General features: G+C 34.7%; 24 protein-coding genes. 12 read left to right on the plus strand and 12 right to left on the minus strand.

Going from position 1 to position 26,823, the window contains the following annotated elements:
• Positions 1-290: 290 nt before the first annotated feature.
• The 6 genes from SLW70_RS01895 to ahcY form a co-directional block, all read right to left on the minus strand.
• Positions 291-1,448 carry an IS110 family transposase gene (locus tag SLW70_RS01895; RefSeq protein WP_320890227.1) on the minus strand — a complete coding sequence of 386 codons (1,158 nt, stop codon included), beginning with the start codon at positions 1,446-1,448 and terminating at the stop codon, positions 291-293.
• A 362-nt stretch (positions 1,449-1,810) separates the two neighbouring features.
• Positions 1,811-3,907, minus strand: coding sequence for a prolyl oligopeptidase family serine peptidase (locus SLW70_RS01900; protein ID WP_320890229.1), 2,097 nt, complete (start codon positions 3,905-3,907; stop codon positions 1,811-1,813).
• A 429-nt stretch (positions 3,908-4,336) separates the two neighbouring features.
• A complete protein-coding gene (locus SLW70_RS01905) occupies positions 4,337-6,544 on the minus strand; it encodes a TonB-dependent receptor (RefSeq protein WP_320890231.1) in 2,208 nt (735 codons plus the stop codon).
• Positions 6,545-6,757: 213 nt separating this feature from the next.
• The gene (locus SLW70_RS01910; RefSeq protein WP_320890232.1) at positions 6,758-7,102 is read right to left on the minus strand and encodes a hypothetical protein; all 345 of its coding nucleotides are present in this window, start codon (positions 7,100-7,102) and stop codon (positions 6,758-6,760) included.
• Between the two features lie 199 nt (positions 7,103-7,301).
• Positions 7,302-8,291 (minus strand): aspartate-semialdehyde dehydrogenase, encoded by a 990-nt coding sequence (locus SLW70_RS01915; RefSeq protein ID WP_320890233.1) that lies wholly within the window; start codon positions 8,289-8,291, stop codon positions 7,302-7,304.
• Positions 8,292-8,648: 357 nt separating this feature from the next.
• A complete protein-coding gene (ahcY, locus tag SLW70_RS01920) occupies positions 8,649-9,965 on the minus strand; it encodes an adenosylhomocysteinase (RefSeq protein ID WP_320890235.1) in 1,317 nt (438 codons plus the stop codon).
• A 481-nt stretch (positions 9,966-10,446) separates the two neighbouring features.
• On the opposite strand from ahcY, the gene SLW70_RS01925 reads away from it, so the two are divergent.
• Complete coding sequence (locus tag SLW70_RS01925) at positions 10,447-11,604, plus strand: IS110 family transposase (RefSeq protein ID WP_320890227.1); 1,158 nt, start codon at positions 10,447-10,449, stop codon at positions 11,602-11,604.
• A 77-nt stretch (positions 11,605-11,681) separates the two neighbouring features.
• Entirely contained in the window at positions 11,682-12,329 is a 648-nt protein-coding gene (locus tag SLW70_RS01930; protein ID WP_320890236.1) for a 4'-phosphopantetheinyl transferase family protein, read from the plus strand.
• 246 nt (positions 12,330-12,575) lie between these two features.
• Here SLW70_RS01930 and SLW70_RS01935 read toward each other — a convergent pair whose 3' ends face one another.
• From SLW70_RS01935 to SLW70_RS01945, 3 genes are all read right to left on the minus strand, one after another.
• The gene (locus tag SLW70_RS01935; RefSeq protein WP_320890237.1) at positions 12,576-12,971 is read right to left on the minus strand and encodes a group III truncated hemoglobin; all 396 of its coding nucleotides are present in this window, start codon (positions 12,969-12,971) and stop codon (positions 12,576-12,578) included.
• The gene (locus SLW70_RS01940; RefSeq protein ID WP_320890238.1) at positions 12,971-13,252 is read right to left on the minus strand and encodes a hypothetical protein; all 282 of its coding nucleotides are present in this window, start codon (positions 13,250-13,252) and stop codon (positions 12,971-12,973) included. Before SLW70_RS01940 ends, SLW70_RS01935 begins: the two co-directional genes overlap by 1 nt.
• A gap of 63 nt (positions 13,253-13,315) precedes the next feature.
• On the minus strand, positions 13,316-13,927 hold the full coding sequence (locus SLW70_RS01945; protein ID WP_320890240.1) for a Crp/Fnr family transcriptional regulator: 612 nt from the start codon (positions 13,925-13,927) through the stop codon (positions 13,316-13,318).
• 77 nt (positions 13,928-14,004) lie between these two features.
• On the opposite strand from SLW70_RS01945, the gene SLW70_RS01950 reads away from it, so the two are divergent.
• The 7 genes from SLW70_RS01950 (at position 14,005) to SLW70_RS01980 (ending at position 22,430) form a co-directional block, all read left to right on the plus strand.
• Positions 14,005-14,736: a geranylgeranylglyceryl/heptaprenylglyceryl phosphate synthase gene (locus SLW70_RS01950; RefSeq protein WP_320890241.1), complete on the plus strand. Its 732-nt coding sequence runs from the start codon at positions 14,005-14,007 to the stop codon at positions 14,734-14,736.
• Between the two features lie 231 nt (positions 14,737-14,967).
• A complete protein-coding gene (pnuC, locus tag SLW70_RS01955) occupies positions 14,968-15,597 on the plus strand; it encodes a nicotinamide riboside transporter PnuC (protein ID WP_320890242.1) in 630 nt (209 codons plus the stop codon).
• 80 nt (positions 15,598-15,677) lie between these two features.
• On the plus strand, positions 15,678-17,276 hold the full coding sequence (locus SLW70_RS01960) for a DUF4301 family protein (protein WP_320890243.1): 1,599 nt from the start codon (positions 15,678-15,680) through the stop codon (positions 17,274-17,276).
• 14 nt (positions 17,277-17,290) lie between these two features.
• Positions 17,291-17,695 carry an alternative ribosome rescue aminoacyl-tRNA hydrolase ArfB gene (arfB, locus tag SLW70_RS01965; protein ID WP_320890244.1) on the plus strand — a complete coding sequence of 135 codons (405 nt, stop codon included), beginning with the start codon at positions 17,291-17,293 and terminating at the stop codon, positions 17,693-17,695.
• Positions 17,696-17,952: 257 nt separating this feature from the next.
• The gene (locus SLW70_RS01970; RefSeq protein WP_414458241.1) at positions 17,953-19,536 is read left to right on the plus strand and encodes an ATP-binding protein; all 1,584 of its coding nucleotides are present in this window, start codon (positions 17,953-17,955) and stop codon (positions 19,534-19,536) included.
• Between the two features lie 2 nt (positions 19,537-19,538).
• Complete coding sequence (locus tag SLW70_RS01975) at positions 19,539-19,928, plus strand: response regulator (protein WP_320890247.1); 390 nt, start codon at positions 19,539-19,541, stop codon at positions 19,926-19,928.
• A 291-nt stretch (positions 19,929-20,219) separates the two neighbouring features.
• On the plus strand, positions 20,220-22,430 hold the full coding sequence (locus SLW70_RS01980) for a TonB-dependent receptor (RefSeq protein WP_320890248.1): 2,211 nt from the start codon (positions 20,220-20,222) through the stop codon (positions 22,428-22,430).
• A 54-nt stretch (positions 22,431-22,484) separates the two neighbouring features.
• On the opposite strand, the gene SLW70_RS01985 is transcribed toward SLW70_RS01980, so the two are convergent.
• The gene (locus tag SLW70_RS01985; RefSeq protein WP_320890250.1) at positions 22,485-22,898 is read right to left on the minus strand and encodes a hypothetical protein; all 414 of its coding nucleotides are present in this window, start codon (positions 22,896-22,898) and stop codon (positions 22,485-22,487) included.
• A gap of 164 nt (positions 22,899-23,062) precedes the next feature.
• Between SLW70_RS01985 and greA the strand changes: the two genes are divergently transcribed.
• The 3 genes from greA to SLW70_RS02000 all read left to right on the plus strand — a co-directional run bounded on the left by greA (position 23,063) and on the right by SLW70_RS02000 (position 25,188).
• A complete protein-coding gene (greA, locus tag SLW70_RS01990; protein WP_320890251.1) occupies positions 23,063-23,539 on the plus strand; it encodes a transcription elongation factor GreA in 477 nt (158 codons plus the stop codon).
• Positions 23,540-23,612: 73 nt separating this feature from the next.
• Positions 23,613-24,002 (plus strand): HIT family protein, encoded by a 390-nt coding sequence (locus tag SLW70_RS01995; RefSeq protein ID WP_320890252.1) that lies wholly within the window; start codon positions 23,613-23,615, stop codon positions 24,000-24,002.
• A gap of 13 nt (positions 24,003-24,015) precedes the next feature.
• Positions 24,016-25,188, plus strand: coding sequence for a transglutaminase domain-containing protein (locus SLW70_RS02000; protein ID WP_320890253.1), 1,173 nt, complete (start codon positions 24,016-24,018; stop codon positions 25,186-25,188).
• Between the two features lie 226 nt (positions 25,189-25,414).
• Here SLW70_RS02000 and SLW70_RS02005 read toward each other — a convergent pair whose 3' ends face one another.
• Both SLW70_RS02005 and SLW70_RS02010 read right to left on the minus strand, forming a co-directional pair.
• Positions 25,415-26,161 (minus strand): YHYH protein, encoded by a 747-nt coding sequence (locus SLW70_RS02005; protein WP_320890255.1) that lies wholly within the window; start codon positions 26,159-26,161, stop codon positions 25,415-25,417.
• Between the two features lie 17 nt (positions 26,162-26,178).
• Positions 26,179-26,814: an SCO family protein gene (locus SLW70_RS02010; RefSeq protein WP_320890257.1), complete on the minus strand. Its 636-nt coding sequence runs from the start codon at positions 26,812-26,814 to the stop codon at positions 26,179-26,181.
• Positions 26,815-26,823: the final 9 nt, after the last annotated feature.

A 26,823-nucleotide genomic window follows, 5' to 3' on the forward strand; every position in this document is an offset into this window, starting at 1 on the left:
AGACTTTATTTCAGTTCTATTACCACATACAGGACATGTTGTAGGTTGGTCTCCATAAACATATACTTCCGAAAATTCCATATAGATTAATTTTAGTATTCAACTTTTGTTCACAATGCTATGTCTTCAAATTTATCAATAAAAATGATTCCTTTTAAAATTAAAATTTTTTATTAAACCGCCAATCTCATCGATTAACGGTTCTTCTATTATTATGAAAATAACTCATTCTAAATAGGTACTATCTTTAAAACCTAATTTATTTTGATTAATTTTTCAATATATTTGTTTTAGCAGAGAGGAAGCATACTGCGATTTTTCGTTGAATGTTTACCTTGTTTAGCCTCAACTTGTTTGGGGCTAATTTTTTTATCCATTTTTGCGTTTGTGCCTTTTTCAAAGGCAAGCAGAGAAGAAAGCTCCTGTTCCTTTTCTTGAATATTTATTCGATAATTAGTATCGTATCGTTTATTTTTCTTCCACAAATGATAGACCATTACTAATAATTTTTTCTGTACCGCTACATAACTTTTCATTTTTATGGCGTGTTTTTCAAAAGTCCTATTATACAAATCTAAAAACGGTTTTTCTTTACATGTTATAACTATTAAAGACGGCATATGAAGAGCTCTTCTTATTCTTGAATTCCCTTTTTTAGATATCTTAGTCTTTCCAACCCTAGTTCCTGATTGAGCTTCAACAACATCATAACCAGCATAAGAAACTAATTGCTTATAGTTTTTAAATAGCTCAAAACCATTAGTTTCTGCTATTAGAGTTGCTATAGTTAAGTATCCTATTCCTTTAATTGCCAAGATATTTAAGCATTTATTATAAACTACAGCATCAGATTTAAGATGTAATTTCATTTTTTTATCTAATTCTTTCAACTGAGCATCAAACAGAGTTATAGTGCTTTTAAGTTGATCAATCAATAAATCGGAACGATACATCGAGTGTTCTAATGCATGGATTTGATTACTTATGACCGTTTTTAATTCTTGTATATTTTGATGCTGTCTGGTGTAGTGACGTAATTCATAATAGTAGCGTCCTAATGGCTCCCAAAGGCTTAAGCATTGTTCAGCTCCCATTTGTGCCAATCCTCTAGCGTCAATACTATCATTCTTAGATTTTAAACCCAAACATTCTAAGTATTTCTTTGCCTTATTAGGTAAAACTATAGATAGTTTATATCCTTTTTCAAATAAATATAACGCACAATTTTCATGATAGACACCTGTGGCTTCCATACAAACAACCAAAGGCAAATCCATCTCTTTATGCCATTTTGTTATCCAAGAGTCTAAACTTTCAAAACCAGAAACAGTGTTATTAAAGGTTATTTTAGACTTAAACTGAACTTGTTGGTTCTCATCAATGACACAAATTGATCCATCAATTTTGCTACTAGAAACATCTAATCCCACAGAATACTTTAAAATCATAACTTTTTGATTTTTAGATAAACAAAAAACTACATGGGTCTTGGCTCATTAGTTATACTGCATCTAAATTAAAAACCTAGTGCTTAAGTACTATTGCGACTTGAAATGTAATTAAAATGAAGTTGATTAACCTAGCTTACAATATCGTATTAAACGTATCTGGCCCCGATAGAATTTTGCAACTTCATTTTGTTTATCAATTATTACTATTTTAAAGATACGTATTTTATCATTTTGTAACTATAACAAAGATATGAGCCCCGATTGCAGTGATATCCTCTTGTGGAGCTTGCGGAACAAGAGATATAACGGAAAGCGGGACGAGGCGTTCTTGTAAAACGAATTTATTCTGCTCCTAATTCTTATTTTGGTAATTGCGTGATTCCCATGTTATAGAGGGTAAAGGCTTGGATATCGACGTTTTCTTGTATCGTGGCGGCTACTGATTTTCCGGCGCCGTGGCCTGCTTTGACATCGATGCGAATGAGGGTTGGATTGGTGCCTGTTTGTTTGGCTTGTAACTCGGCGGCAAACTTGAAACTGTGTGCGGGCACTACTCTATCGTCGTGGTCGCCGGTGGTAATCAGGGTGGCGGGATAGTGCGTGCCGGCCTTGACGTTGTGTACGGGCGAGTAGTTGCGGAGGTAGTCGAACATGGGTTTGCTGTCCTGTGCGGTTCCGTAATCGTATGCCCAGCCTGCGCCTGCGGTAAAGCTGTGGTAGCGCAACATATCGAGCACGCTAACTGCGGGCAGGGCCACTTGCATGAGGTCCGGACGCTGGGTCATGACAGCACCTACAAGCAAACCTCCGTTAGACCCACCACGGATGGCGAGGTAGTTTTTGGAAGTGTATTTATTATTTATCAAATATTCGGCCGCGGCGATAAAATCATCAAAAACGTTTTGTTTTTGTTGCTGGGTTCCGGCATCGTGCCATTTTTTGCCGTATTCGCCACCTCCACGAAGGTTGGCTACAGCATAGATGCCGCCGTTTTCCATCCAAACGGCATTGGCGATGCTAAAACTTGGCGTTAGGCTGATGTTAAAACCTCCGTAACCGTAAAGTATAGTTGGGTTTTGTCCGTTGAGGGTGATACCCTTTTTGTGGGTAATCATCATCGGGATTTTGGTTCCATCTTTGGAGGTATAAAACACTTGGTGGGTTTCATAATTATCCGACTGGAAATCGGCTTTTGATTTTCGGTATAGGCTTGATTTTCCTGTTTGGGTGTCTAAGGCATAGATATTCCCTGCGGTGGTGTAATTTGTAAAAGTATAATACAAAACCGTTTCCTTTTTCTTGTCACTAAAACCCGAAGCGGTTCCTAAATCAGGAAGCTGAATGGTTCTTAGCTTTTGTCCTTTGCCATTGTATTGCTCCACTACCGAAACGGCGTCTTGCATATAATGCGCAAAGAAAAAACCTCCAGCGGTGCCGATGTTTAATACGTTTTGCGTTTCTGGGATGAAATCTTTCCAGTTTTCGACCGTTGGGTTTTGGAAATCAACGGTGATGATGCGTTTGTTGGGTGCATTCAGGTCGGTTTCTATAAAGAGTTGGCTGCCTTGATTGTCGATGACATTATTGTCACTCTCAAAATTATCCACTACAGTAAAGATTGGGCTGTTGGCCTTTGTAAGGTCTTTGATGTAGAGTTCGTTTCCGTAAGTGGTATTGGCCGCTGTGATGACTAAATAACGATCATCCTCGGTCACTGAACCGCCTACATAACGGCGTTTTTGGCTTTCGCCAAAGATTACTATATCTGATTTTTGGCTAGTGCCAATGGCATGAAAATACAGTTTGTGTTGATCGGTTTTGGCTGAGTGATGGCTTCCTTGGGGTTTTTCATAACTGGAATAATAAAAGCCTTTGTTGCCCAACCATGACAAGCCACTGAATTTGACATCTATCAGCGTATCGCCAATTTGTTCTTTGGTAATGGCGTTTAAAACAATGACTTTGCGCCAGTCGCTTCCGCCCTCTGAAATGGAATATGCCAAGAGTGAACCGTCTTTGGAAAAACTAATTTCGCCCAATGAGGTTGTTCCATCTGCTGAAAAGCTATTCGGGTCTAGGAAGATTTCTTCTTTTCCGGATTTGTCTTTTCGGTACAAAACGGATTGGTTTTGGAGTCCGTTGTTTTTATAGTAATAGCTGTAATTCCCTTCTTTGAAAGGGGCGCTTTGTTTTTCGTAATTCCATAATTGCTCCATTCGGCTTTTGATTGCATCTCTAAACGGAATTTGGTCTAGATAGTCAAACGTCACTTTGTTTTGAGCTTTGACCCAAGCGGCAGTTTCGGGTGAGCGGTCGTCTTCGAGCCAACGGTATGGGTCGGGGATTTGGGTATCGAAATAGGTGTCGATTATAGGGCCTTTTTCGGTTTTTGGGTATTGGATGTTATTTTGTCCTAAGGCTGAAATTGTTGTCATTAAAAAGAATATTTTTTTCATGAGTTAGATTGAAGGCTTAGCAAAAATAGGGATAAAACGGTTGAAACATATAAGTCATATAAGTTTTATAACATTTCAGACTTAAAAAATTTTCACCATTAAGAAGTTAAGAAAAATTAAGTTTAACTAATGATGAAAAAGGCTAACCATATAAGAAATCTAAGAGCATTTAAGAATTGCACTGTGTAACCATTAACACTTAAAAATAAAACCATTAAGAGATTAAGAAAAATTAAGTGTAAAAAAAAATAACCATATAAGACATATAAGAAAATATAAGAATCATCTAAAAAGAAAAAACCATTAAAGCTATAAGAAATAAGTTCAAAAACTTAATATCCTTAATGCCTTAATGGTTCAAAAAATATGTTCAACGCTTAAATGCTCCTACTTTTCTTAAATGGTTTAAAAACAAAAAAACTTATATGTTTAAAAAATATCGAAGTTGACTCCTAAAACAATGTTCCTTCCAATATTTGGAATTCCATCCGTTTTTAATCTAGAAAGGTGAGCGATATAGCTTTTGTTCAACAAATTGTTTCCGTTTAAGTTTAAGTTGAAAACGGTTTTACCCACAGTTAGTTTTCCGCCTAAACCAAGATTTAATAGTGTATAGCCATTTGAACTTGTTTCAAAACCGCTGACATTATTTTGATTGAAAAAAGTATTCAAATTCAAAGTCGCGAATCCTTCTTTTAACCAGTTTTTGATTGAGAATTCGGTGCGAATGGTGTTGTTCCAGTTGTTGGCAGGAATTAAAGGCAGGTAATCGCCGTTTTGTTTTTTACCTGTTACGGTTTCAAAACTGGTTTCAAAATGCAACCAATCCAACGGATGTGGATGCAAATGCAAACCTACTTCTCCACCGAACAATTTAGCATCATCTTGAATGTATTCAAAAACCACATTATCATCCAAAACCGCTCCTGTAGGCGAGGTGAAAATGTAATTATTGATGTGGTTGTAAAACCCATTAACAAAAAACTCAAAATGGGTGTTTTTGTACTCTAGGTTCAAGTCGGTTTGAATGTTTTGCTCGTTTTTTAAGTTTGCATTTCCTATTTCGTAACGGTTGGTTCCTTCGTGAACACCGTTGGAGGATAATTCAGCCAAATTAGGTGCTCTAAATCCTGAGGCAAGATTAAGACGCAAGGTTAACTCTTGGGTTAGATTGGTTTTGTATCCCAATGCGGCATTGAAACTATCAAAGGATTTGTCGATAGCTTGAAAATAACCTTCTTCACCCGATTCGCCATGCTCCAAACTGCTTAATTTTCGATTATCAAAACGAATTCCACCCTGAATCACATTGGATTTCCACTCGTAATTGGCTGTTCCAAAAACTCCTAAATCATTGGTAGTTGCATCCGGAATTAAATATTCTTCTCCAAAATTGGTATTGGTTTGATGCATTCCTTGCACACCAACGATAGATTCCATCTTTCCTACTTTTGGCAAATGATACTTCGCATTGTAATTAAAGGTTTTTAGTTTCATTTGCAAAATAGCAGTTGGACTGTCTTCAAATTCTTGACGGTCATTGGCAATATAGCCCAAATCCAAATCTAGTTTGGAATTTTTAAAATACACCACAGAGTTCAAACTCAACAAATGGTTGTCCACTCCTTGACGAGGATAATCGGTAGTTTTTGTAGTTGTTTGCTCTCCCATTTCCTCTGGCAATCCTAAATCAAGACGGTTGAAGTTGTATCTAAAAACCGTTGAAAAACTCGAATTGCTATAGCCTAATCCTGTTTTGAAATCCGTTTCATTGTAACGGGAATTCGTTACTCTGTCTCCATCTGGAATGGTGTAATCCGAATGCGTAACATAATTTCCTCTTACTAAGAATTTCCAGTTTTCGGTAGAAGTTTTTAGACCAAGTGATGTATTCGAACCTAAGGTATTCGAAAATAGCTTTTGACTAAAATTAGTTTTGAACGTATGGGCATCCGCAAATTTTTCCGGGTTGAAATACAACACTCCTCCCAAAGCGTCTGAGCCATATAATAATGAAGCAGGCCCTTTGATAACCTCAACACTTTCGACACCTGAATCGTTTAGTCCCAACCCATGCTCGTCCCCAAACTGTTGGTTTTCGATGCGTACACCTTGTGAATACACCAAAACGCGATTCCCACTCAAACCACGAATCACGGGTTTCCCAATCGAGGTTCCCGTAGAAACTTGAGAAACCCCTGGAATAGTAGCCAATCCTTCGATTAGAGTTGAAGTCCCTTTTTGCTGCAATTCTTTGATGGAAGCATGTTCGACTTTCATCACGTTTTGCGATTGGATTTTGTTAAAAGCGGTGGACACAATTACCTCATCCATTTCGAATAAGGTTTCTTCCATCGTTACATCAAAAAGGGTCTCTTTTTCTTGAAGATTGATGGTTTTATTTTGAGTGGTAAAACCTATAAAAATAAAACTCAGTTTTATATTTCCGTTAGGCAAATTCGCAAAACTGTAAACTCCTTGCTCATTAGTCGTTGTTCCTTTGTGCAATTCTGCGATATAAACCGAGACTCCTTTGAGCGGTTGATTGTCATTGGTTGTAACCGTTCCTGATAATTTGTTTTGTGCTTGTAACAAAGCCGTGAACCCTAAGACTAGGGCTATGATATAGTTTTTCATTGATGATGTGTATAAATTGAAACTGAAAGACAATATAGTAGAGACGCACTGCAGTGCGTCTTTACGAATGTTAATTAGACGCACTACAGTGCGTCTCTACAAATCGAATAATCGTAAATTGGAATTATTAGGTATATATCACAGATAACTCATAGTAAAGATGCACTGCGGTGCATCTCTACCATCGGTAATTAATGGTAAACCTAATATTCTTTACAATACTGGCGGTCCTCTTAAAGAATATAAACTACCTGAAAAAGAAATGATTTTCTTGGCAGTTACCGAGAAATAAGGAATTAATTTGTAGTCAGTGTAAAACTGATAGTGAAAAATTTCTGGGGTGATATAACTCCCAAAAGCAAAATGACAAACTTTACACGCCTCCGCTTTGTAATGCTGATGTGTGAATTGAGATTTATTGCCTTGGCTTTCATGATGGCATTTAGGCTGTGCTAATTGCTCCAAATGATGTTCATGAGCATGAAAAGATTGCAACACTATTGAGAACAATATGGTTACAACTAAAGAGAGCGCTATGACAATCTGATTCTTTTTCATGCGGGGCAAAGGTAGGAAAACAAAAAAGAATTTCTTTGAGGAAAATGATTAAACATATAAGTCATATAAGTTTTTTAAAATAAAAAACCATTAAGATATTAAGTTTCATTAAGCGCTACACTTAACTTTTCTTAATCCCTTAATGGTTCAAAATTTCTGTTTCTAAAACTTATATGACTTATATGTTTTAAAAATTAGCTTATACTAGTTTTGCTTTAATCAAGTATTCAGCGATTTGAATCGTGTTTGTAGCAGCTCCTTTTCTCAAGTTGTCAGCAACAATCCACATGTTCAATGTATTGTCTTGGCTTTCGTCACGACGAATACGACCTACGAATACATCGTTCTTCCCTTCAGCGTATTTTGGCATTGGGTAAGTGAAGGTATCCAAATTATCTTGAACAGTAACTCCGTCAGTCTGGCTTAAGATAGTGCGTACTTCATTTACGTCGAAGTCATTGCTAAACTCAATGTTTACCGCCTCACTATGTCCACCTACAACTGGCACACGTACTGCAGTGGCCGTTACTTTTACGCTGTCATCACCTAAGATTTTTTTAGTTTCTTTAACCAATTTCATCTCTTCTTTAGTGTATCCGTTTGCTTCAAAAACATCACATTGTGGAATACAGTTACGGTTGATTTCGTATTTGTACACCATATCCCCTTTAACACCAGCCACTTCATTTTCGAATTGTTGTACTGCTTTTACTCCCGTTCCAGTAATCGATTGGTAAGTAGAAACAATCACACGCTCGATGTTGTATTTTTTATGCAAAGGAGCCAAAGCCAATACCATTTGGATAGTCGAACAGTTTGGGTTTGCAATAATTTTATCTTCTTTTGTTAATTCAGATGCGTTGATTTCAGGAACTACTAATTTTTTAGTAGGATCCATTCTCCAAGCTGATGAGTTGTCAATTACAGTAGTTCCTGCTTCAGCAAATTTTGGTGCCCAAGTCAAAGAAGTTTCTCCTCCTGCAGAAAATAAAGCGATATCCGCTTTCATATCTACAGCAGTTTGTAATCCTACTACTTTGTATTTTGCTCCTTTGAATTCAATTTCTTTTCCTACTGATTTCTCAGAAGCTACTGGAATTAATTCGGTTACTGGAAAATTTCGTTCTGCTAAAACTTTTAACATAATCTCACCTACCATACCGGTAGCTCCTACTACTGCTATTCTCATCGTATATTTTTATTATTGTTGTCTTAATTATTGAGATGCAAAAGTAAGTAATATTGAGTTTAAAACAAGGGTGTTAACAAAAAATAACAAAATGTTTGAAATATAACATTTTGTAGTTTTGCATACCAAAAAGGAATGACTGCAAACTGCCGCGTGAGGGATAATAGTGGAAAGCCCACAGCCTTATGAAGCGATAGCGGAATAATGCGAGGAGAGCAACGGATAGCCCGACCCGAAGTTTTTACGGAGGGTCACGCCCAAAAACAAAAAGCCCTCACATAAATGCAAGGGTTTTTAAAATATGAAACCCGACAGGTTTTAAAAACCTGTCGGGTTTGAAATATTAAAAGATTTAAACTAGTATCTGTAATATTCTGGTTTGAATGGACCTTCAACACCAACACCAATGTAAGCCGCTTGCTCTTCAGTTAAAGTCTCTAGTTCAACTCCTAATTTAGCCAAGTGAAGCATTGCTACTTTTTCATCTAAATGTTTAGGTAACATATAAACATCATTGTTATAAGCGGCGCTGTTTTTCCATAATTCGATTTGAGCCAAAGTTTGGTTTGTAAATGAGTTACTCATTACAAAACTTGGGTGACCTGTAGCACAACCAAGGTTTACCAAACGACCTTCAGCCAAGATGATGATATCCTTTCCAGCGATAGTATATTTATCAACTTGTGGTTTGATTTCGATTTTTGATGCGCCGTGGTTTTTGTTCAACCAAGCCATATCGATTTCGTTATCAAAGTGTCCAATGTTACAAACAATCGTTTTATCTTTCATTTGCTCAAAGTGACTTCCTTGGATAATATCTTTATTTCCAGTTGTAGTGATGATGATATCAGCATTCCCCACAACAGTATTTAATTTTTTCACTTCAAATCCGTCCATAGCTGCTTGTAAAGCACAAATTGGGTCGATTTCAGTTACGGTTACAATAGAACCAGCACCTCTAAAAGAAGCAGCAGTACCTTTACCTACGTCACCGTATCCACATACAATTACTCTCTTACCAGCAAGCATGATATCTGTTGCACGACGCACTGCATCAACTGCTGATTCTTTACAACCGTATTTGTTATCAAATTTTGATTTAGTAACTGAGTCATTAACGTTAATGGCTGGCATTGGCAATGTTCCAGCTTTTACTCTTTCGTACAATCTGTGAACTCCAGTAGTTGTTTCTTCAGACAATCCTTTGATTCCAGGAACTAATTCTGGGTATTTATCAATAACCATATTAGTTAAATCTCCACCGTCATCAAGAATCATGTTCAATGGTTTTCTGTCTTCACCAAAGAATAATGTTTGCTCAATACACCAGTCAAAATCAACATCGTTCAAACCTTTCCAAGCATACACTTGAATTCCAGCAGCAGCAATAGCAGCAGCAGCTTGATCTTGAGTTGAGAAAATGTTACAAGAAGACCAAGTCACCTCAGCACCAAGTGCAATCAACGTCTCAATTAAAACTGCAGTTTGGATCGTCATGTGTAAACATCCTGCAATACGAGCACCTTTAAGTGGTTGCTCATCTTTATATTCAGCACGAAGCGCCATTAAACCTGGCATTTCAGCTTCAGCTAATTCAATTTCTTTTCTTCCCCAAGCCGCAAGAGAAATGTCTTTTACTTTGAAAGCCACGTAAGGCATAGTTGATGTACTCATTTATAGTATATTTGTAATTATAAATTTTTTGCAAATTTACATAATAACTTACGATTTAAAAAGGATTCACATATATTTATGAATTGTTTACGATCATAAAGTTTTCTAAACCAGCAAAATATAAAAACATAAGCGCTTCATTTGGAGCTGTTTCCCGCTATACGCTACAATCTTGTGGCGGCATAAATGCCCGCCGCCACAAGGATTTCCGCTGCTATCGGGGCTCATATCTTTGTTATAGTTACAAAATGATAAAATACGTATCTTTAAAATAGTAATAATTGATAAACAAAATGAAGTTGCAAAATTCTATCGGGGCCAGATACGTTTAATACGATATTGTAAGCTAGGTTAATCAACTTCATTTTAATTACATTTCAAGTCGCAATAGTACTTAAGCACTAGGTTTTTAATTTAGATGCAGTATAACTAATGAGCCAAGACCCATGTAGTTTTTTGTTTATCTAAAAATCAAAAAGTTATGATTTTAAAGTATTCTGTGGGATTAGATGTTTCTAGTAGCAAAATTGATGGATCAATTTGTGTCATTGATGAGAACCAACAAGTTCAGTTTAAGTCTAAAATAACCTTTAACAACACTGTTTCTGGTTTTGAAAGTTTAGACTCTTGGATAACAAAATGGCATAAAGAGATGGATTTGCCTTTGGTTGTTTGTATGGAAGCCACAGGTGTCTATCATGAAAATTGTGCGTTATATTTATTTGAAAAAGGATATAAACTATCTATAGTTTTACCTAATAAGGCAAAGAAATACTTAGAATGTTTGGGTTTAAAATCTAAGAATGATAGTATTGACGCTAGAGGATTGGCACAAATGGGAGCTGAACAATGCTTAAGCCTTTGGGAGCCATTAGGACGCTACTATTATGAATTACGTCACTACACCAGACAGCATCAAAATATACAAGAATTAAAAACGGTCATAAGTAATCAAATCCATGCATTAGAACACTCGATGTATCGTTCCGATTTATTGATTGATCAACTTAAAAGCACTATAACTCTGTTTGATGCTCAGTTGAAAGAATTAGATAAAAAAATGAAATTACATCTTAAATCTGATGCTGTAGTTTATAATAAATGCTTAAATATCTTGGCAATTAAAGGAATAGGATACTTAACTATAGCAACTCTAATAGCAGAAACTAATGGTTTTGAGCTATTTAAAAACTATAAGCAATTAGTTTCTTATGCTGGTTATGATGTTGTTGAAGCTCAATCAGGAACTAGGGTTGGAAAGACTAAGATATCTAAAAAAGGGAATTCAAGAATAAGAAGAGCTCTTCATATGCCGTCTTTAATAGTTATAACATGTAAAGAAAAACCGTTTTTAGATTTGTATAATAGGACTTTTGAAAAACACGCCATAAAAATGAAAAGTTATGTAGCGGTACAGAAAAAATTATTAGTAATGGTCTATCATTTGTGGAAGAAAAATAAACGATACGATACTAATTATCGAATAAATATTCAAGAAAAGGAACAGGAGCTTTCTTCTCTGCTTGCCTTTGAAAAAGGCACAAACGCAAAAATGGATAAAAAAATTAGCCCCAAACAAGTTGAGGCTAAACAAGGTAAACATTCAACGAAAAATCGCAGTATGCTTCCTCTCTGCTAAAACAAATATATTGAAAAATTAATCAAAATAAATTAGGTTTTAAAGATAGTACCTAGAAAACCTGCAATAACACAATAATGCCGTTATACAAAAGCCATTTTTTCGATTCCCACACCCAAATCTTAGTTTGGGAAATAACTGAAACTTTTGACGAACTCCGTTCTGAAGTAGTACTCAATATGCAAAACCGCACCCGATTAGAAGGCATGAAATCTCAAATGCACCAACGTGGTTTTCTAAGTGTTCGCAAATTATTGCAAGAAGCAGGATATAATGATTTGGACTTATACTATGACGAATTCGGAAAACCGCATTTAAAAGACAACAACTATATTTCCATCACCCATTCGCATCATTTCTCCGCCATTATCATCAGCGACAAAACCGTGGGAATCGACATCGAACTACACCGCGAAAAAATCATCCGTATCGCCGATAAGTTTGCCGTAAAAGAATTTGAATACCTCGACAAAAATAACCCCTTCGAATACGTTCAAAAACTCACCGTTATTTGGGGAGCCAAAGAAGCCATCTTCAAAATCCAAAACGAAAAAGGAATCAGTTTCAAAGACCATATCAACGTCCAATCTTTCGACCTAGAAAACAACACCACCACAGCCGATTTGATATTTGGAAACATCGACAAAAAATTCAATATCTATTACGAATCTTTTGAGGGTTTTGGATTGGTGTATGCATTGGAATTTAAACACGAAGGGCACTAAGGAGGCACTAAGGTCACAAAGATTTTTTCACCGCTAAGGCGCTAAGAGATTTCTATACATTAATTTAATTTCTCAAATCTGTGTTCCTTACTTTTTACCGCTAAGTCGCAAAGACACTAAGAGATTTCTACAAATATCTTTAATTTCTCAAATCTGTGTTCCTTACTTTTACCGCTAAGGCGCAAAGGTGCTAAGCTATTTCTATAAATTTCTTTAATCCCCCCAATCTATGTTCAAAAAAAATCTCTACTTATTTTTAGCACGATTTTCATAAATGCTCACCATCAAGAAAGTCCCCATTTTACGTGCTCTACGTTTTAATATTTCCACATTTTCGCCTTCAAAATGCTCCTCCAAAGTTTCAAACCATAAATTCAACCAAATCCCAAATTCATTCGAACTGATGGTATTCCCAAAATGGTCGTCTACTTTATTATGCGCTTCCAGCGGATTGCCTTTGTATAGTTTTCCTCCAAAAAGATTAATTTCCCAAAAGTCCGTCAACTTCTCCAAATGAGGCACCCAGTCGGTAATCATTTCGTTAAAAAACGGACCAATTTCCTTATCGGCTCTTATTTTATCATAAAAACTACGGACTAAAAGGGAGATGTCTTCTCGGTTTTCGATATTTTTTTTTGGCATTAGATAGCATTTATGATAATCAGCAATGTATTCACGACAAGGCTTGCTAAGGTAAGATTAAAAATGGTTTTGTGTTTCATTTGTGCCAAGATAGAAGTATTCGTCAAAATACTAATTAGTACCACAATGGTTAATTGTATCATTTGCCCAATTGAAGTTCCGTTTGCCAGTACACTCATGGCGGCAACACCTCCGAGGCAGCTTTGCGCCAAAACTACCATAGTAGCAAATCCTATAAAATTATCATCAAACGTTCTGAAAAGGTTGTTGTAAGTTGTCATAATATCTTGATTTTTATTACAACAAAGATAAAACCCAACCTCCTGCTCTATTTATGACTCAAATCATAAGAACGGCATTTTTCGATATACTTTTCTATTGATGATTTGGAGTTCCCCTTTTTTCTCCAATGCTTTGATGGTGCGTATCACGGTTTCCACACGCAATCCTGTTAAATCTCCTATTTGTTGTCGAGTAAATTGGATGAGGTATCCATTTTCATCCTTTTTAAAATCAAAATGAGCAATGGCATATTCTATCAATCGCAACACTCGATGTTCGGGTTCATGAGTCGAAATCTCTGCAGCCATAACCGCTTTATAATACAATCGTTGTGCAAGGTTCTCAATAATAGCAAGACTATTGGTAGGATTTTCAGCTAATAATTCAAAAAAACGAGCCTTGGTTATACAAATCAATTGAGTGGTTTCAACAGCAATAGCATTGGCAGGATAGACTTGATTGATAAACAAAGGCGGTTCACCAAAACATTGATTTTTATAAAAAATCCCTTGTGTAAACTCACGACCTTCATCATTATAATTATTCATTTTTACCTCACCCGATAGGATTTGGTAATAATGTGTAGGCATTTGCCCTTCCTCAAAAATAATTTCTGATTTATTGTATTCCTTGACAATTCCGCCATACGCTTCCAATAAGTCAATCGCAATCATAAATTTGAATTTAATAATTTTGGTTTTACAAATATAGTCCTTGCTCTTCTAAAAAAAGCTTTTACTTTTACAACCTGATGCAAAATAACAACAACCTATATCAAGAAATAGTAAATGCTAAAGCCAACAAAAAAAAGCTTCTAGCCATTTTATTAGACCCCGATAAAATCATTTGGGAACAACTAGAACTATTAATTGGTAACATTATTCAATCGCCTGCTACCCATATTTTTATTGGCGGAAGCCTAGTTAAAAGCGACAGAATTGACGAATTAATTATCCGTTTAAAACAAAAAATAAAGTTACCTATCGTACTTTTTCCTGGACATCCTTCACAAATTTCAAAAGAAGCAGATGGAATTTTATTTCTTTCGTTGCTATCAGGTCGCAATCCAGATTTTTTAATAGAACATCAAGTGAAAGCTGCACCAATTTTAAAACAAAGCCAACTCGAAATCATGCCAACTGCCTACCTTTTGATTGAAAGCGGCACCATTACAGCGGTTGAAAAGGTAAGCCAAACTAAACCTATAGAACGAAACAATCTAAATCTAGCTTTAGCAACAGCCCAGGCCGCCGAAATGATGGGAAACAAACTCATTTACCTAGAAGCAGGCAGTGGAGCACAAAAAGTAGTACCAACAGAAATGGTTGAACTAATTTCTGAAAACCTTACTATTCCAGTAATCGTTGGCGGCGGCATTATCACTTTTGAACAAATAAATAATATATACAAATCAGGAGCCGACCTAGTCGTCATTGGCACCGCTTTCGAAAAAGACTTGAATTTTTTTAAATCTAAACTTTGACGCAAATACATATTGAAAACAACCGCAGATTGCTTCGCCCGTTCGTGGTCACTCGGGTTGCAAATTTATTTTGTAGTTACGGTTACATTAATTAGCGCTATTTCCGCTTTAAGCGGCGTGTAAATAATTAAAATTGCGACCCGAGTGACCACGAACGGGCGAAGCAATCTGCGGTAAAAAACGCAATGTAATTGCTCTATCAAAAATCGTTAATCCTCAATCATAAATCAAATGCTAGATTTCTTCTTAAGCGCTTACCAAAACACCCCTATGAATCAAATCATTTTAGAATTCATAGCTTTTGTCTGTGGTATTTGGAGCGTAGTATTAGCTAAAAAACAAAACATTTTAGTATATCCCATTGGGTTAATTGCCACAGTAATTACGGTTTACTTACTCTTTTTAGCAGGTTATTTAGGCGATATGTTAATTAACGGTTATTTTTCCATCATGAGTATTTACGGCTGGTACCGATGGGCAAAAAAGGATAAAAACGACAAGCATATTCCAATTTCAAGAACAACTTTGAAGGAAAAACTAATTGGATTGATACTCTTTATTCTAACCATTTTTGTTGTTTATGCCGTTTACATCACGTTTGATTACCCAATAAACTGGGATAATTATGTTGATATTTTCACTTCTGGATTATTTTTTACAGGAATGTGGTTTATGGCTAATAAGAAAATTGAGAACTGGACATTGTGGATCATTGCCGATGCTATTGCTACTCCTTTATATGCTTATAGAGGTCTCGGAATGTTATCATTACAATACTTAATTTTTACATTTTTGGCTATTGCAGCCTATCAAGAATGGCGAAAAATATTAAAATATGAAAAGGAGGCAATAATTGTTTAGGCAACTAATTTAAAAATGTTAAATTTACCGCCCAAGTTGGAAAAAGAATTTAACAATTGTTTTTCAAAAAATAAGTAGGTATGAATAATACAGTAAAATCGCAAGTATTGGAGTTAGACGGAGTTGATTTAGGGTTTTCGGAAGCTGATTATAAACAAATCGCTGAACAAGGTATTCCATTAGAAAACGTAAAAAGACAATTGGGATTCTTGAAAAACGGAATTGCGAAGACTAATTTATATGCACATGCTAGCTTAGGCAACGGCATTATCAATTTGTCAGAAAGTGATTTTCATACACGCGCTTTATTTTTTGACGCCAATAAATCCAAACTAAAACTATTAAAGTTTGTTCCTGCTTCGGGTGCAGCAACTAGAATGTTTAAGTTTTTGAACGCTTTCTTGAATGATTTTGACATTGAAAACGAAACTATAAATGCCTATATCAACAGAAAAAAGGCCAACGATTTAGCTGTTTTTATTGTCGGGATGGATAAATTTCCATTCTTTGAAGAAGTTTACACAAAACTCAAAGAAGTCTATCCTAACTTTGATTCTTTAAGTAGAGATTATAAAAATTACTATTTCATAAAAATATTACTCTCACCCGATTACTTTGATTTTGCCAATAAACCAAAAGGGATTTTACCTTTTCATGTTTATTTAAATAACATTGCCACTCCAATAGAAGAACATTTATATGAATGTGGTTATTATTCTAGTGTGAATGGAATATCGAATCTTCATTTCACTGTATCCGAATCTCATTTGTCACAATTTGAATCTATATTAAGCTCCGTAAAACATTTAGTTGAAAAAGAAACACAAACTAAAGTTACGGTAAATTATTCTTTCCAGGATAAATCGACCGATACTATTGCAGTCGATATGATGAATAATCCTTTTAGAGATGAAAAAGGAAAATTAGTATTTAGACCAGGGGGTCACGGTGCTTTGATACAAAATTTAAATTCCTTAGATGCTGACATAATTTTTGTAAAAAATATCGACAATGTAATTTTACACAATAATGAAAATATCGCCTTATACAAAAAAGCATTGGCTGGAATTTTACTTGATATTCAGCACCAAGTATTTGACTATTTAAATCTAATTGAAAAAGGAACATTTACTGAGGATAAAATTGCCGAAATAACACAATTCTTTAAAGCAAAATTAAATCGAGAGATCTCATCTGACTTTGAAAAAAACACATTTGAAGACAAAGTTGAATTTATTAAAAATGCACTAAACAGACCCATCCGTGTTTGTGGAATGGTAAAAAACGAGGGCGAGCCGGGAGGTGGACCTTTTTGGGTTTTGAACGACAAAAATGAAGCATCTTTACAAATAGTAGAATCAAATCAAATAGATATATCAGATAAAAACCAAGCCAAGATACTCAATGAATCGACACATTTCAATCCAGTTGATTTAGTTTGTGGAATCAAAAACCACAAAGGAGAAAAGTTCGATTTGACTCAGTTTATTGACCATAATAGTGGCTTTGTGGTAGACAAAAATGTGGGCGGAGTAGCCATAAAAGGTTATGAACTACCGGGCTTATGGAATGGTGCTATGGCTCAATGGCTTACTATTTTTGCACAAGTTCCATTGCTGACTTTTAATCCCGTAAAAACGGTCAATGATTTGCTGAAACCAGCACATCAAAGAGATTAGTTTTCCAATCAAGCATGAACATTGAGAAACTCATAAAGGAATTAGATTTTAAAGCCGTTCGTAGCAGTGGTGCTGGCGGTCAAAATGTAAATAAAGTATCTTCTAAAGTTATTTTGTCATTTGACTTGAATAAATCTGAAGGACTCACTAGTGAGGAAAAAATACTATTAGAAACTAAGCTAAGCTCCAGATTAACAAACGATAACATTATGACTCTTCAATGTGACGAAGACCGAAGTCAATTGAAAAACAAGAGCATCGTTGTTAAGCGATTTTTAGCTATAATCGAACAAGGGTTAGTAATTCCGAAGATTAGAAAATCAACAAAAATCCCAAAATCTGCCATTAAAAAAAGATTAAAAAACAAGAAAAATACCGCCAAAATTAAGGATTTCAGAAAAAAACCTAATTTAGACTAAATTTCCACCCTACATATCAGCATAATTAATAAGATTAATTGTATATTGAACATTGTAAAACAGGGTGTGAAATGAAAGAAAAGGTAAAATCACTTATTCAAAAAATAACTCGCTCTACGAGGTTAAAAAAATCGATTTTTATTCCTTTTTTCGTGTTTATATTTTTGTTCATAGTTATTACCATAATAAGTCTATATCAATTACAGAAAATAGCTATTGAAAAAGATGTTAGCTATGAATACGAAAACATCGATACGATGTTTAAGGATAAAATACAATCCGAAGCGATTAGTCTGCGGTTGTTTATGGACGGACTTAGCGCCAGTGATGTTGTTATAAACGCCTTAAAACAAAATGATAGAAAGACATTACAGAAAATTTCAAGCCCCTATTTTAAAAAATTAAAAAAAGATTTAGATTCCGATTTATTAACCTTTATTTCAACTGAGGGTGAAGTTCTTCTACGAGCAAACTTAATCGATAAGTTTGGAGATTACTGGAATGAACGTGTTTTATTTCAAAAATCGTCTGCAACAGGCTTAAGTTATTTCTACATTGAATCTGGAACTTATTCTGATGTGAATTTAAGAGTGATATTACCTGTTCGAGACAAAACTAATTCCATAGTTGGCTACATTACTGTTGGCAAGAACTTCAACAAGATTTTACAACAAACAGCAAATCAAACTCATATGGATTACCTTTTTTTGGTAAAGAAAAAAAAGTTAAATCCTAAAAGAAGAAAAGATAGTATTCAAAAAAATGGTTTGTTTCAAAAAGGAAATGACAGCTTAGTTATTGGTTGGTCGACATTTCCAGAAAAAATTAAGTACCCAAAAGAAATAATAGAGGAAAAATTAACATCTGATTCAATATCAAACCTAAAGTTAAACGATAACAATTATTTATCAAAATCATTCACTTTGATGAATTTTGATAAAACAGAATTTGGCTATGTCTTTATTCTACATGACAGCTCACTACATTTTGATGACTTAAAGAGAATTATCATTTTTATTACTTTAATTTCCTTTTTAATGATTTTTGTCTTGTGTATTTTATTTAATAAAATTTTAGATCGAGTAGAAAAAAACATTTACGAACAAAATCTAAAACTAAAATTAGAATTAAAAAAAAGAATCGAAGTTGACAAGAAATTGATCATCAACAATAACGAATTGAAACAGTTGACACTTATTGCCTCTCATGACCTAAGAAGCCCCTTAACATGTCTCGAAGGCTTACTTGAACTCCTAAAAGAGGAAGGCATAGATTCAGAAATAAGTATAGAAATAATTAACAATGCAGGTTCTAGTATTCAATTGATGAAAGAAACAATCGATAGCTTGACAACAATTGTCAGACAAAAGGAAAGTTTTGTAGAAAATGTTGATAGCAGACAAGATATTCAGCAAATATTTGATCAAGTCATTTTACAAATGAAATATCTTATTGATGAAAAACAAATTGAGGTAAAATCAGATTTCTCATCATGCCCATCACTTGTGATAAAAGATATACATTTAAAGAGTATATTACAAAACATTCTAAGCAACTCGATAAAATATGCCACTGAGGATACTGAAAAAAAGCGAATTATCGAAGTTTCAACCAAAAAATCAAACGAGAATTGCTTAATTATTATCAAAGATAATGGGATAGGATTTGATTCTGAATTTCAAAAAGACAATCTTTTCAAACCTTTTAAACGTTTTCATCACGAAAAAACAGGAAGTGGAATTGGGTTGTATTTAACAAAATTAATTGTAGAAAACTACAATGGAACTATTCAAATTTACAGTAAAACTGGGGTTGGTACAACCGTTACAATAAAAATATAAAAATGAAAACACCTGATTTCATATTAATTGATGATGACAAAATAATGTTGTTTTTAATTGAATTAGAGATAAAAAAACACTTTAAAAACTGCATATCCCTTAGCTTTACCAAAGCTGATGATGCTGTTAGATATATCCAAGAAAATAAAAGTGAATTAACTCATTCCATAATTTTACTGGATTTAAACATGCCAGTTATGAATGGTTTTCAAGTATTAGAAATTTTAAATCTAAATTCTACGGAATTGAAAGTGATCATTGTTACAAGCTCTATCTCAGAAGACGACAAAGCAAAAACGATGGGCTATTCTTTTGTTTTGGATTATATGAATAAACCAATTAAAGGCTTGGATTTACAATCGCTATTAATGTCAAATATGAATTGCACTTAAAAGAAAACTTCCATATAACAAACTTAATAGTTCCGAACTAAATTTTAAAAGCAGCGTTTTAAACAAAATCTTTTGTAATTTTGCGCCGTCTCAAAGGGGTGCTTATATCTGAATACATTTTAAAAACTGAAATACATTCAAATTAAGGCTGAGATCATACCCAACGAACCTGGACGAGTAATGTTGTCAAGGGAAAAATGATAAAACAGAATATCGGTTGTTTTTATCAAACCAAAATATCAATTAACAAAAAGAATAATTCCCCCTTTTATTCGTAATATCTATTTACGGATGAACACTATTTTAGTTTCAAAGACGCAAAGTCGCAAGCTTGCCAACTCATTAATTTTAAGAGTAAGCTTCAGTTTTCTATTTTCTATTTTCTCTCTTTTCTCTTTTGCACAAGTAAAAGATACAACCAAAGTGAACCAACTAGACGAAGTATTAATTTCAGCGGTTCGTGCTACTTCAAAAACGCCAGTAAGCTTTAGCAACATGGACAAAAAGGAAATTGCTCCTCGTAATTTAGGGCAAGATATTCCAACATTGATGAATTATATGCCTTCGGTTGTAAGCACTTCCTATGCAGGAAATGGAATTGGTTATTCTGGAATTCGAGTTCGTGGTAGTGATGCTACTCGTGTCAATGTCACCATCAACGGAATCTCATACAATGACTCTGAGAGCCAAGGCACATTCTGGGTAAATTTACCTGATTTTGCGTCTTCTGTTCAAAGTTTACAATTGCAGCGAGGAGTAGGAACTTCGACCAATGGGGCAGGTGCTTTTGGCGCAAGCTTAAATATGCTGACAGATAATTATGCCAAACAAAGTAACGGCGAAATATCCAATTCATATGGTAGTTTTAACACTCATAAACATACTGTAAAATTTAGTACAGGACTCATGAACGAACATTTTGAATTGGCGGGACGATTGTCTACGTTAAAATCAGATGGATATATTGATAGAGCCTCATCAGATTTAAAATCATATTTCTTACAAGGGACTTATGTAGGTAAAACTACTTTAATCAAGGCCTTAGTTTTTGGTGGTTTTGAACGTACTTATCAATCATGGAATGGTGTCGATGCTACGACTATGGCATCACAAAGAACGTATAATTCTGTGGGCGAAAAATATAGTGACACAGGAGATTTTGAAGGTTTTTATGAAAACCAAGTAGACAACTACAATCAGGATCACGCACAATTGCATTGGAATGAAAAAATATCAGATCACTGGAGCACAAATCTTGCTTTTCATTACACCAAAGGAAAAGGATACTATGAAGAGTTTGTTGACGATTGGTTATTCACAAATGTATATTACGCTCCTGACTCCCAATTTTCATTTCTAGGATTAAACCCAATCACTGTTAACGGAAACACAATAACATCAACAGATTACACTAGACGAAAGTGGCTAGACAATGATTTTTACGGTACAACATTTTCAGGAAATTATAAAAACGGAAAATTGGATCTAGTTTTAGGAGGTAGTTATAACAAATATGAAGGAGCGCATTTTGACCAAATTCTTTGGGCACAATATCCTTCAAATAGTCAAACAGGGGACATCTATGATTCCAGTGATGCGGTTAAAACGGACGGAAACTTTTTTGCGAAAGCAAATTATGAATTAACGCCTCAATTAAGCTTGTACGGAGATTTGCAATTGAGAAATATTAATTACAAAACCAATAGTATTGAAACTGGAAATATAAACGATACTTTTAATTTCTTTAATCCAAAAGCAGGTTTAACCTATGCAGTTGACTCACAAAACAACTTGTATTTTTCATATGCTAGAGCTAACCGCGAGCCTAACAGAAGCGATTACAAAAACGGAAGTCCAAGACCTGAGAAGTTAAATGATTTTGAATTAGGTTGGAAATTAGCCAACAAACAAGTGCGATTTAATGCCAATGTATATTATATGGCATACAAAGACCAACTAGTATTAACTGGACAACTGGATAATGTAGGGAATCCTATTCGTAAAAACAGTGGAGACAGTTACCGATTAGGAATAGAATTAGATGCTACAATTTCAGTTTTGAAAAATTTGTTCATCAGTCCAAATATCACAGTTAGTTCCAATAAAAACCGTAACTATATTGAGGAAAATGGAACTGATTTAATCAATTTAGGAGATACTAATATTGCTTATTCACCAAATTTAATATTTGGAAACAATATCACTTTTTCACCCATTAAGAACTTGCAATTTTCCTTACTTACCAAAGGTGTAGGTGAACAGTATTTATCAAATAATGACATCGCTGCATCAAAATTGAAATCTTATTTTATAAATGATTTTAATCTATCTTATGAAATAAAACCAAAATCAATTTTCAAATCGATTGTATTTTCTGGACTTTTGAATAATATATTTGATGTGGACTATATTTCAGATGGTGCGGATTATGGAGGTGGATATGTTGTTTACTACCCTCAAGCGGGAATAAACTTCTTAACAGGTCTTACCTTAAAATTCTAAAGAGATTTCCCTTTAAAACAAAAAAGCCTGAAAAGAAATTTTCAGGATTTTTTGTTAGTTGTATATTCTTAAAATACTCCCATTGACTTCTACTCGATACTGCTTCAATGGATACCTCAAACTACTTAAGCCCGTAAACAAGCTATATTCTTCATTATCACATGCACAAACAACATTAATCCCTTTGATTGTCATTGTTGAGCAACTACTTAAAACCTGATTAGGACAAGCCGCATCAAAGGCGTTATAACCACTACCTGTATTAAACACAAAAATACCTTTGACACCTGCACCTGAATAATAAATGGCATTACTAGCAAATTTTAAATTGTTATACGCAGGCAAATCCATATTAATCGTTAAATTGACAGTATAGTTAGGAATATAAGGATTTTGATTGCTAATATTATTGTTGCTACAACTCAGTAACAAGACGAATAAAATGGATAAAAAAAATATTTTTTTCATTGATTTAAAATAAATTGAAACTATTAGTGAAACAAATTTAATTTATTTAACTTTGAATTTGATATGATTAACATATAATTATAGACTAATAAAAATAATAGTATCTTTGTGGAAAGGAATCCCGTTTTGATGGGATTTTTTCTATTTATATAAACGACATAACTATGAGTGCAATATCTTATTATACAGCAGAAGGATTAAAAAAATTAAGAGAAGAACTGGATTATTTAAAGACCGTAATGCGTCCTAAAGCTTCTGCAGATATAGCCGAAGCCAGAGATAAAGGGGATTTATCTGAAAATGCAGAATACGATGCAGCCAAAGAAGCCCAAGGAATGTTAGAAATGAGAATCGCCAAATTGGAAGAAATTCATGCTAACGCAAGATTGATTGATGAAAGCAATTTAGACCTTTCAAAAGTTTTGGTTTTATCGAAAGTAAAAATAAAAAACCAAGCCAATGGAATGGAAATGAACTATACATTGGTAGCAGAAAGTGAAGCTGATTTAAAAACGGGTAAAATTTCCGTTACCTCTCCAATTGGAAAAGGTTTATTAGGAAAATCAGTAGGCGAAGTTGCCGAAATCACCGTTCCAAATGGTGTACTAAAATTTGAGATTTTAGAAATCACAAGAGAGTAAATTATTGTCATACAAAGCTGAGCTTGTCCTGAGCTTGCTGAAGGACAGAAGTACTTTTTAATCCAATTGAAAGATGAGTTCTATTTTTACCAAAATTGTAAACGGAGAAATTCCATGTTATAAAATAGCCGAAGACGATGACTTTTTAGCTTTTTTAGATGTCAATCCAAACGCTAAAGGGCATACACTTTGCATCCCTAAAGCCGAAATTGACAAGCTTTTTGACATGGATGAAGCCCATTATTTAGGATTGATGCAGTTCGCTCGAAAAGTAGCTTTAGCGATTGAAAAAACAGTCCCATGCAATAGAGTTGGAATCTCCGTAATTGGTCTTGAAGTACCTCATGCTCATGTACACCTCATCCCTATTAATCGTATGGATGATATGCGATTTTTATCGAAAGAATCCTTGACTAAAGCAGAATTTGAAACTTTAGCAAAAGAAATACAAGCAAACTTATAGTTCTGTTTCCAAGATGAAACAGCTACTACTACTCTTTACTTTATTTCCTGCCTTAGTTTGCTTTGGTCAAACCAATTCAAATTACGAATTGGTCGATAAAAAAATGAGGGAAATACCCGCTGATTTTACCAATTCTACGGAACATATTGCCAATTATATCAAGGCCTATTTTAAAACGGACGAAGAAAAAATTCGAGCCGTTTTTTATTGGACTGCATCGAACATCAGCTATGATGTAAAAAATATGTTTGCACAAAATGGCAGCATCTCGGCTCAAGAAAAAATAACCAAAGCCTTAAAATCAAGAAAAGGTGTTTGTATTGATTATGCTGAAGTATTCAAATCCATCGCAAATCAAGTGGGTATACAAACACATATCATTGAAGGCTATACCAAACAAAATGGGAAAGTCAGTAATCTGGCTCACGCTTGGTGTGCTTCCAAAATAGATAATAAATGGTATTTATTTGACCCTACTTGGGGAGCTGGCGGCGTACAAAATGGTGTTTTTATCAAAAAATTAAACCCTCATTGGTTTAAAGTTGAACCAAGTAAAATGGCTCTATCGCATCTTCCCTTTGATTATATGTGGCAGTTTATGGCTGAGCCTATTACAAATGACGAGTTTATTTCAGCTAAAATTCAAGCAAATAAGCCTAAGAAAAATTTTGATTTTGAAGCTGAAATCATCCGATACCAATTATTACCTGAAAGTGACCAACTATTTGAATCTACTGCCAGAATCGAGTCTAACGGACGTAAATCGCCTGTAATAACCGAATATTTAGCCATTACCAAAAAGAACTTAACAGGCTCGATACAAAATCAAGGCGTTGAAAGAATGAATGCCATCGTGGCCGAATACAATCAGGCTATCGTTTTGTTTAATGATTTTATCTTTTATCGAAATAACAAATTCAAACCTAGCTACCCTGACGAGCAAATTGAAAAAATGGTTTCGGTACCCAAAGAAATGCTACAAAAATGCCAAGAAGGGATTTACAGTACAGGGCCAGTAGGAACTGAAAACTCAGCCAGTTTAGCCAACACTAAAAGACTGATTGCCGAGGCGCTGAAAGCCTGTGAAGAACAACACCAATTCCTTCAGGAATACTTACAAAAATCGAAGATAGGACGCAAACTAATGCTTGCTCAACTATCTTGGTATGGAATTCCACTTCATTAACAACCTAGAATAATTCTATTTCATCATTTACCCTACACTTAATGCATATTGAGTTTGTAAAACTGCATTTATAGAAGGTCTTCGACAGGCTCAGACTGACATTACAAGTCCAATTCGGTCCTTAGTTGATTTCAAAATTATGGAAATAAAAAAGGTGCCAATTTGCATCGACACCCTTTTCGCTTCAACCAAAACCTTTTACTAATTCAAACTTCAATCAAAGCATTTATTGTGTAAATGTACCTTTAGCACCATAATAAGCACCTGCTTTTAAAATATAATAACCCGTGTTTAAGTAATTAACATTACTCGCATGGTAGTGATATATGGCTTCTGAAAAATCAGCGGTAACACCTGTATGGCCTCCATAAGCATCTAAATTAGACGGATAGCTTCCGTCTTTGTCTTTGCGACCATAAATAGGGAACCCATCCCTCAAGAAACCAACTAAATTAGCATCATCTGTTGTTGTATAACGACCGGTAGTGTGATAATGATAATCTTTTCCTGGCCCTGGATGTGCTCCAGAATAGTCAAATGTAGTAATCGTTAACGCATCAAGTGCTACATTTCCTCCTTCTCGGTCATTGTAAATAGGCACCCCATTTAGCGCTAAACCAATTGCTCCCAAAGTAGTTTCTTCATGAGTGGTAGAAATACTAGGTTTCGCTGTAATTGTCATCGTGTAATTTTGCGCAGACATACTAGTGTTGACATTTGCATGATATCCCGTTGGAAAATCTTCGTATAAAGCATTGCCCTCGCCCCAATACGGTGTTTTGTGTTCCGGCAAACCATTACTTTTAATCACAATACTACTACCACTTGTAGACACCACAGCGCTATTAAAATATTTAGACTTAACAACAGCTGTAATATCTACCGTTCCTGTTGAAGATACTGTTTCACTAGAGTCGGTCTTACTACAGCTTATATGCATTGCAATAAGAAACAGCATACTTAGTTTTTTCATTTTCATATTGATTATAATTATTCTTCTTTTAGTACTTTAATGTCGTCTGACAACGCAGCCATACTTGTGGGATCTAGGCTATTATAAATCCCTCTAATGATTCGGTTTTTGTCGATTAAAACAAAATTTTCAGTGTGTAAAAAAATAGAACTGTCTTTATTTTCACCTAAGTCTTCTTCTACAAAATAGAACTTGCGTCCTAGGTTGTAAATCTCCTCTTTGGAACCTGTGAGCAGTTTCCATTTGTTGTAAATGATTTTTTTCTCTTCAGCATATTCTGCTAAAACAGGCACACTATCTTTCTCAGGGGTTACCGAATGGGATAACAACAGTATATCATCATCATTTAAAAACTCTTTTTGTATGACTGACATGCTATTTGTCATTTTGGGACAAATACCTGGGCAGGAAGTAAAAAAGAAATCTACTACACAAATCTTACCGTCTAAGTCTTTTTCTGAAAATGATTTCCCTTCTTGGTCTGTTAGTGTAAAGGGACGGATTTTATGAAAACTTTCCTCCGATGGCATTTCCCACACTGGTGTAAAATCAGCGGTATTGTAATAGGGTAGTTTCCTAGTATTGTCTTGACAAGAAAACAAAACAAGTCCAAGGAACAACAATAGGATTTTAGATTGGAGTGTGTTTTTCATGGTAACTCA

It is taken from the genome of Flavobacterium sp. NG2 (genome assembly GCF_034119845.1).
GTDB lineage: Bacteria > Bacteroidota > Bacteroidia > Flavobacteriales > Flavobacteriaceae > Flavobacterium.

Bases quoted from the DNA above. Each gene is read 5' to 3' on its own strand.
- SLW70_RS01900 (WP_320890229.1), bottom strand. From the start codon at position 3,907: ATGAAAAAAATATTCTTTTTAATGACAACAATTTCAGCCTTAGGACAA.
- SLW70_RS01905 (WP_320890231.1), bottom strand. From the start codon at position 6,544: ATGAAAAACTATATCATAGCCCTAGTCTTAGGGTTCACGGCTTTGTTA.
- SLW70_RS01945 (WP_320890240.1), bottom strand. From the start codon at position 13,927: ATGATTGCGATTGACTTATTGGAAGCGTATGGCGGAATTGTCAAGGAA.
- pnuC (WP_320890242.1), top strand. From the start codon at position 14,968: ATGCTAGATTTCTTCTTAAGCGCTTACCAAAACACCCCTATGAATCAA.
- SLW70_RS01930 (WP_320890236.1), top strand. From the start codon at position 11,682: ATGCCGTTATACAAAAGCCATTTTTTCGATTCCCACACCCAAATCTTA.
- SLW70_RS01915 (WP_320890233.1), bottom strand. From the start codon at position 8,291: ATGAGAATAGCAGTAGTAGGAGCTACCGGTATGGTAGGTGAGATTATG.
- SLW70_RS01940 (WP_320890238.1), bottom strand. From the start codon at position 13,252: ATGACAACTTACAACAACCTTTTCAGAACGTTTGATGATAATTTTATA.
- SLW70_RS01995 (WP_320890252.1), top strand. From the start codon at position 23,613: ATGAGTTCTATTTTTACCAAAATTGTAAACGGAGAAATTCCATGTTAT.
- greA (WP_320890251.1), top strand. From the start codon at position 23,063: ATGAGTGCAATATCTTATTATACAGCAGAAGGATTAAAAAAATTAAGA.
- SLW70_RS01910 (WP_320890232.1), bottom strand. From the start codon at position 7,102: ATGAAAAAGAATCAGATTGTCATAGCGCTCTCTTTAGTTGTAACCATA.
- SLW70_RS01985 (WP_320890250.1), bottom strand. From the start codon at position 22,898: ATGAAAAAAATATTTTTTTTATCCATTTTATTCGTCTTGTTACTGAGT.
- SLW70_RS02010 (WP_320890257.1), bottom strand. From the start codon at position 26,814: ATGAAAAACACACTCCAATCTAAAATCCTATTGTTGTTCCTTGGACTT.
- SLW70_RS01980 (WP_320890248.1), top strand. From the start codon at position 20,220: ATGAACACTATTTTAGTTTCAAAGACGCAAAGTCGCAAGCTTGCCAAC.
- ahcY (WP_320890235.1), bottom strand. From the start codon at position 9,965: ATGAGTACATCAACTATGCCTTACGTGGCTTTCAAAGTAAAAGACATT.
- arfB (WP_320890244.1), top strand. From the start codon at position 17,291: ATGAACATTGAGAAACTCATAAAGGAATTAGATTTTAAAGCCGTTCGT.
- SLW70_RS01950 (WP_320890241.1), top strand. From the start codon at position 14,005: ATGCAAAATAACAACAACCTATATCAAGAAATAGTAAATGCTAAAGCC.
- SLW70_RS01975 (WP_320890247.1), top strand. From the start codon at position 19,539: ATGAAAACACCTGATTTCATATTAATTGATGATGACAAAATAATGTTG.
- SLW70_RS01970 (WP_414458241.1), top strand. From the start codon at position 17,953: ATGTTTAAGGATAAAATACAATCCGAAGCGATTAGTCTGCGGTTGTTT.
- SLW70_RS01925 (WP_320890227.1), top strand. From the start codon at position 10,447: ATGATTTTAAAGTATTCTGTGGGATTAGATGTTTCTAGTAGCAAAATT.
- SLW70_RS01935 (WP_320890237.1), bottom strand. From the start codon at position 12,971: ATGCCAAAAAAAAATATCGAAAACCGAGAAGACATCTCCCTTTTAGTC.
- SLW70_RS01895 (WP_320890227.1), bottom strand. From the start codon at position 1,448: ATGATTTTAAAGTATTCTGTGGGATTAGATGTTTCTAGTAGCAAAATT.
- SLW70_RS02005 (WP_320890255.1), bottom strand. From the start codon at position 26,161: ATGAAAAAACTAAGTATGCTGTTTCTTATTGCAATGCATATAAGCTGT.
- SLW70_RS02000 (WP_320890253.1), top strand. From the start codon at position 24,016: ATGAAACAGCTACTACTACTCTTTACTTTATTTCCTGCCTTAGTTTGC.
- SLW70_RS01960 (WP_320890243.1), top strand. From the start codon at position 15,678: ATGAATAATACAGTAAAATCGCAAGTATTGGAGTTAGACGGAGTTGAT.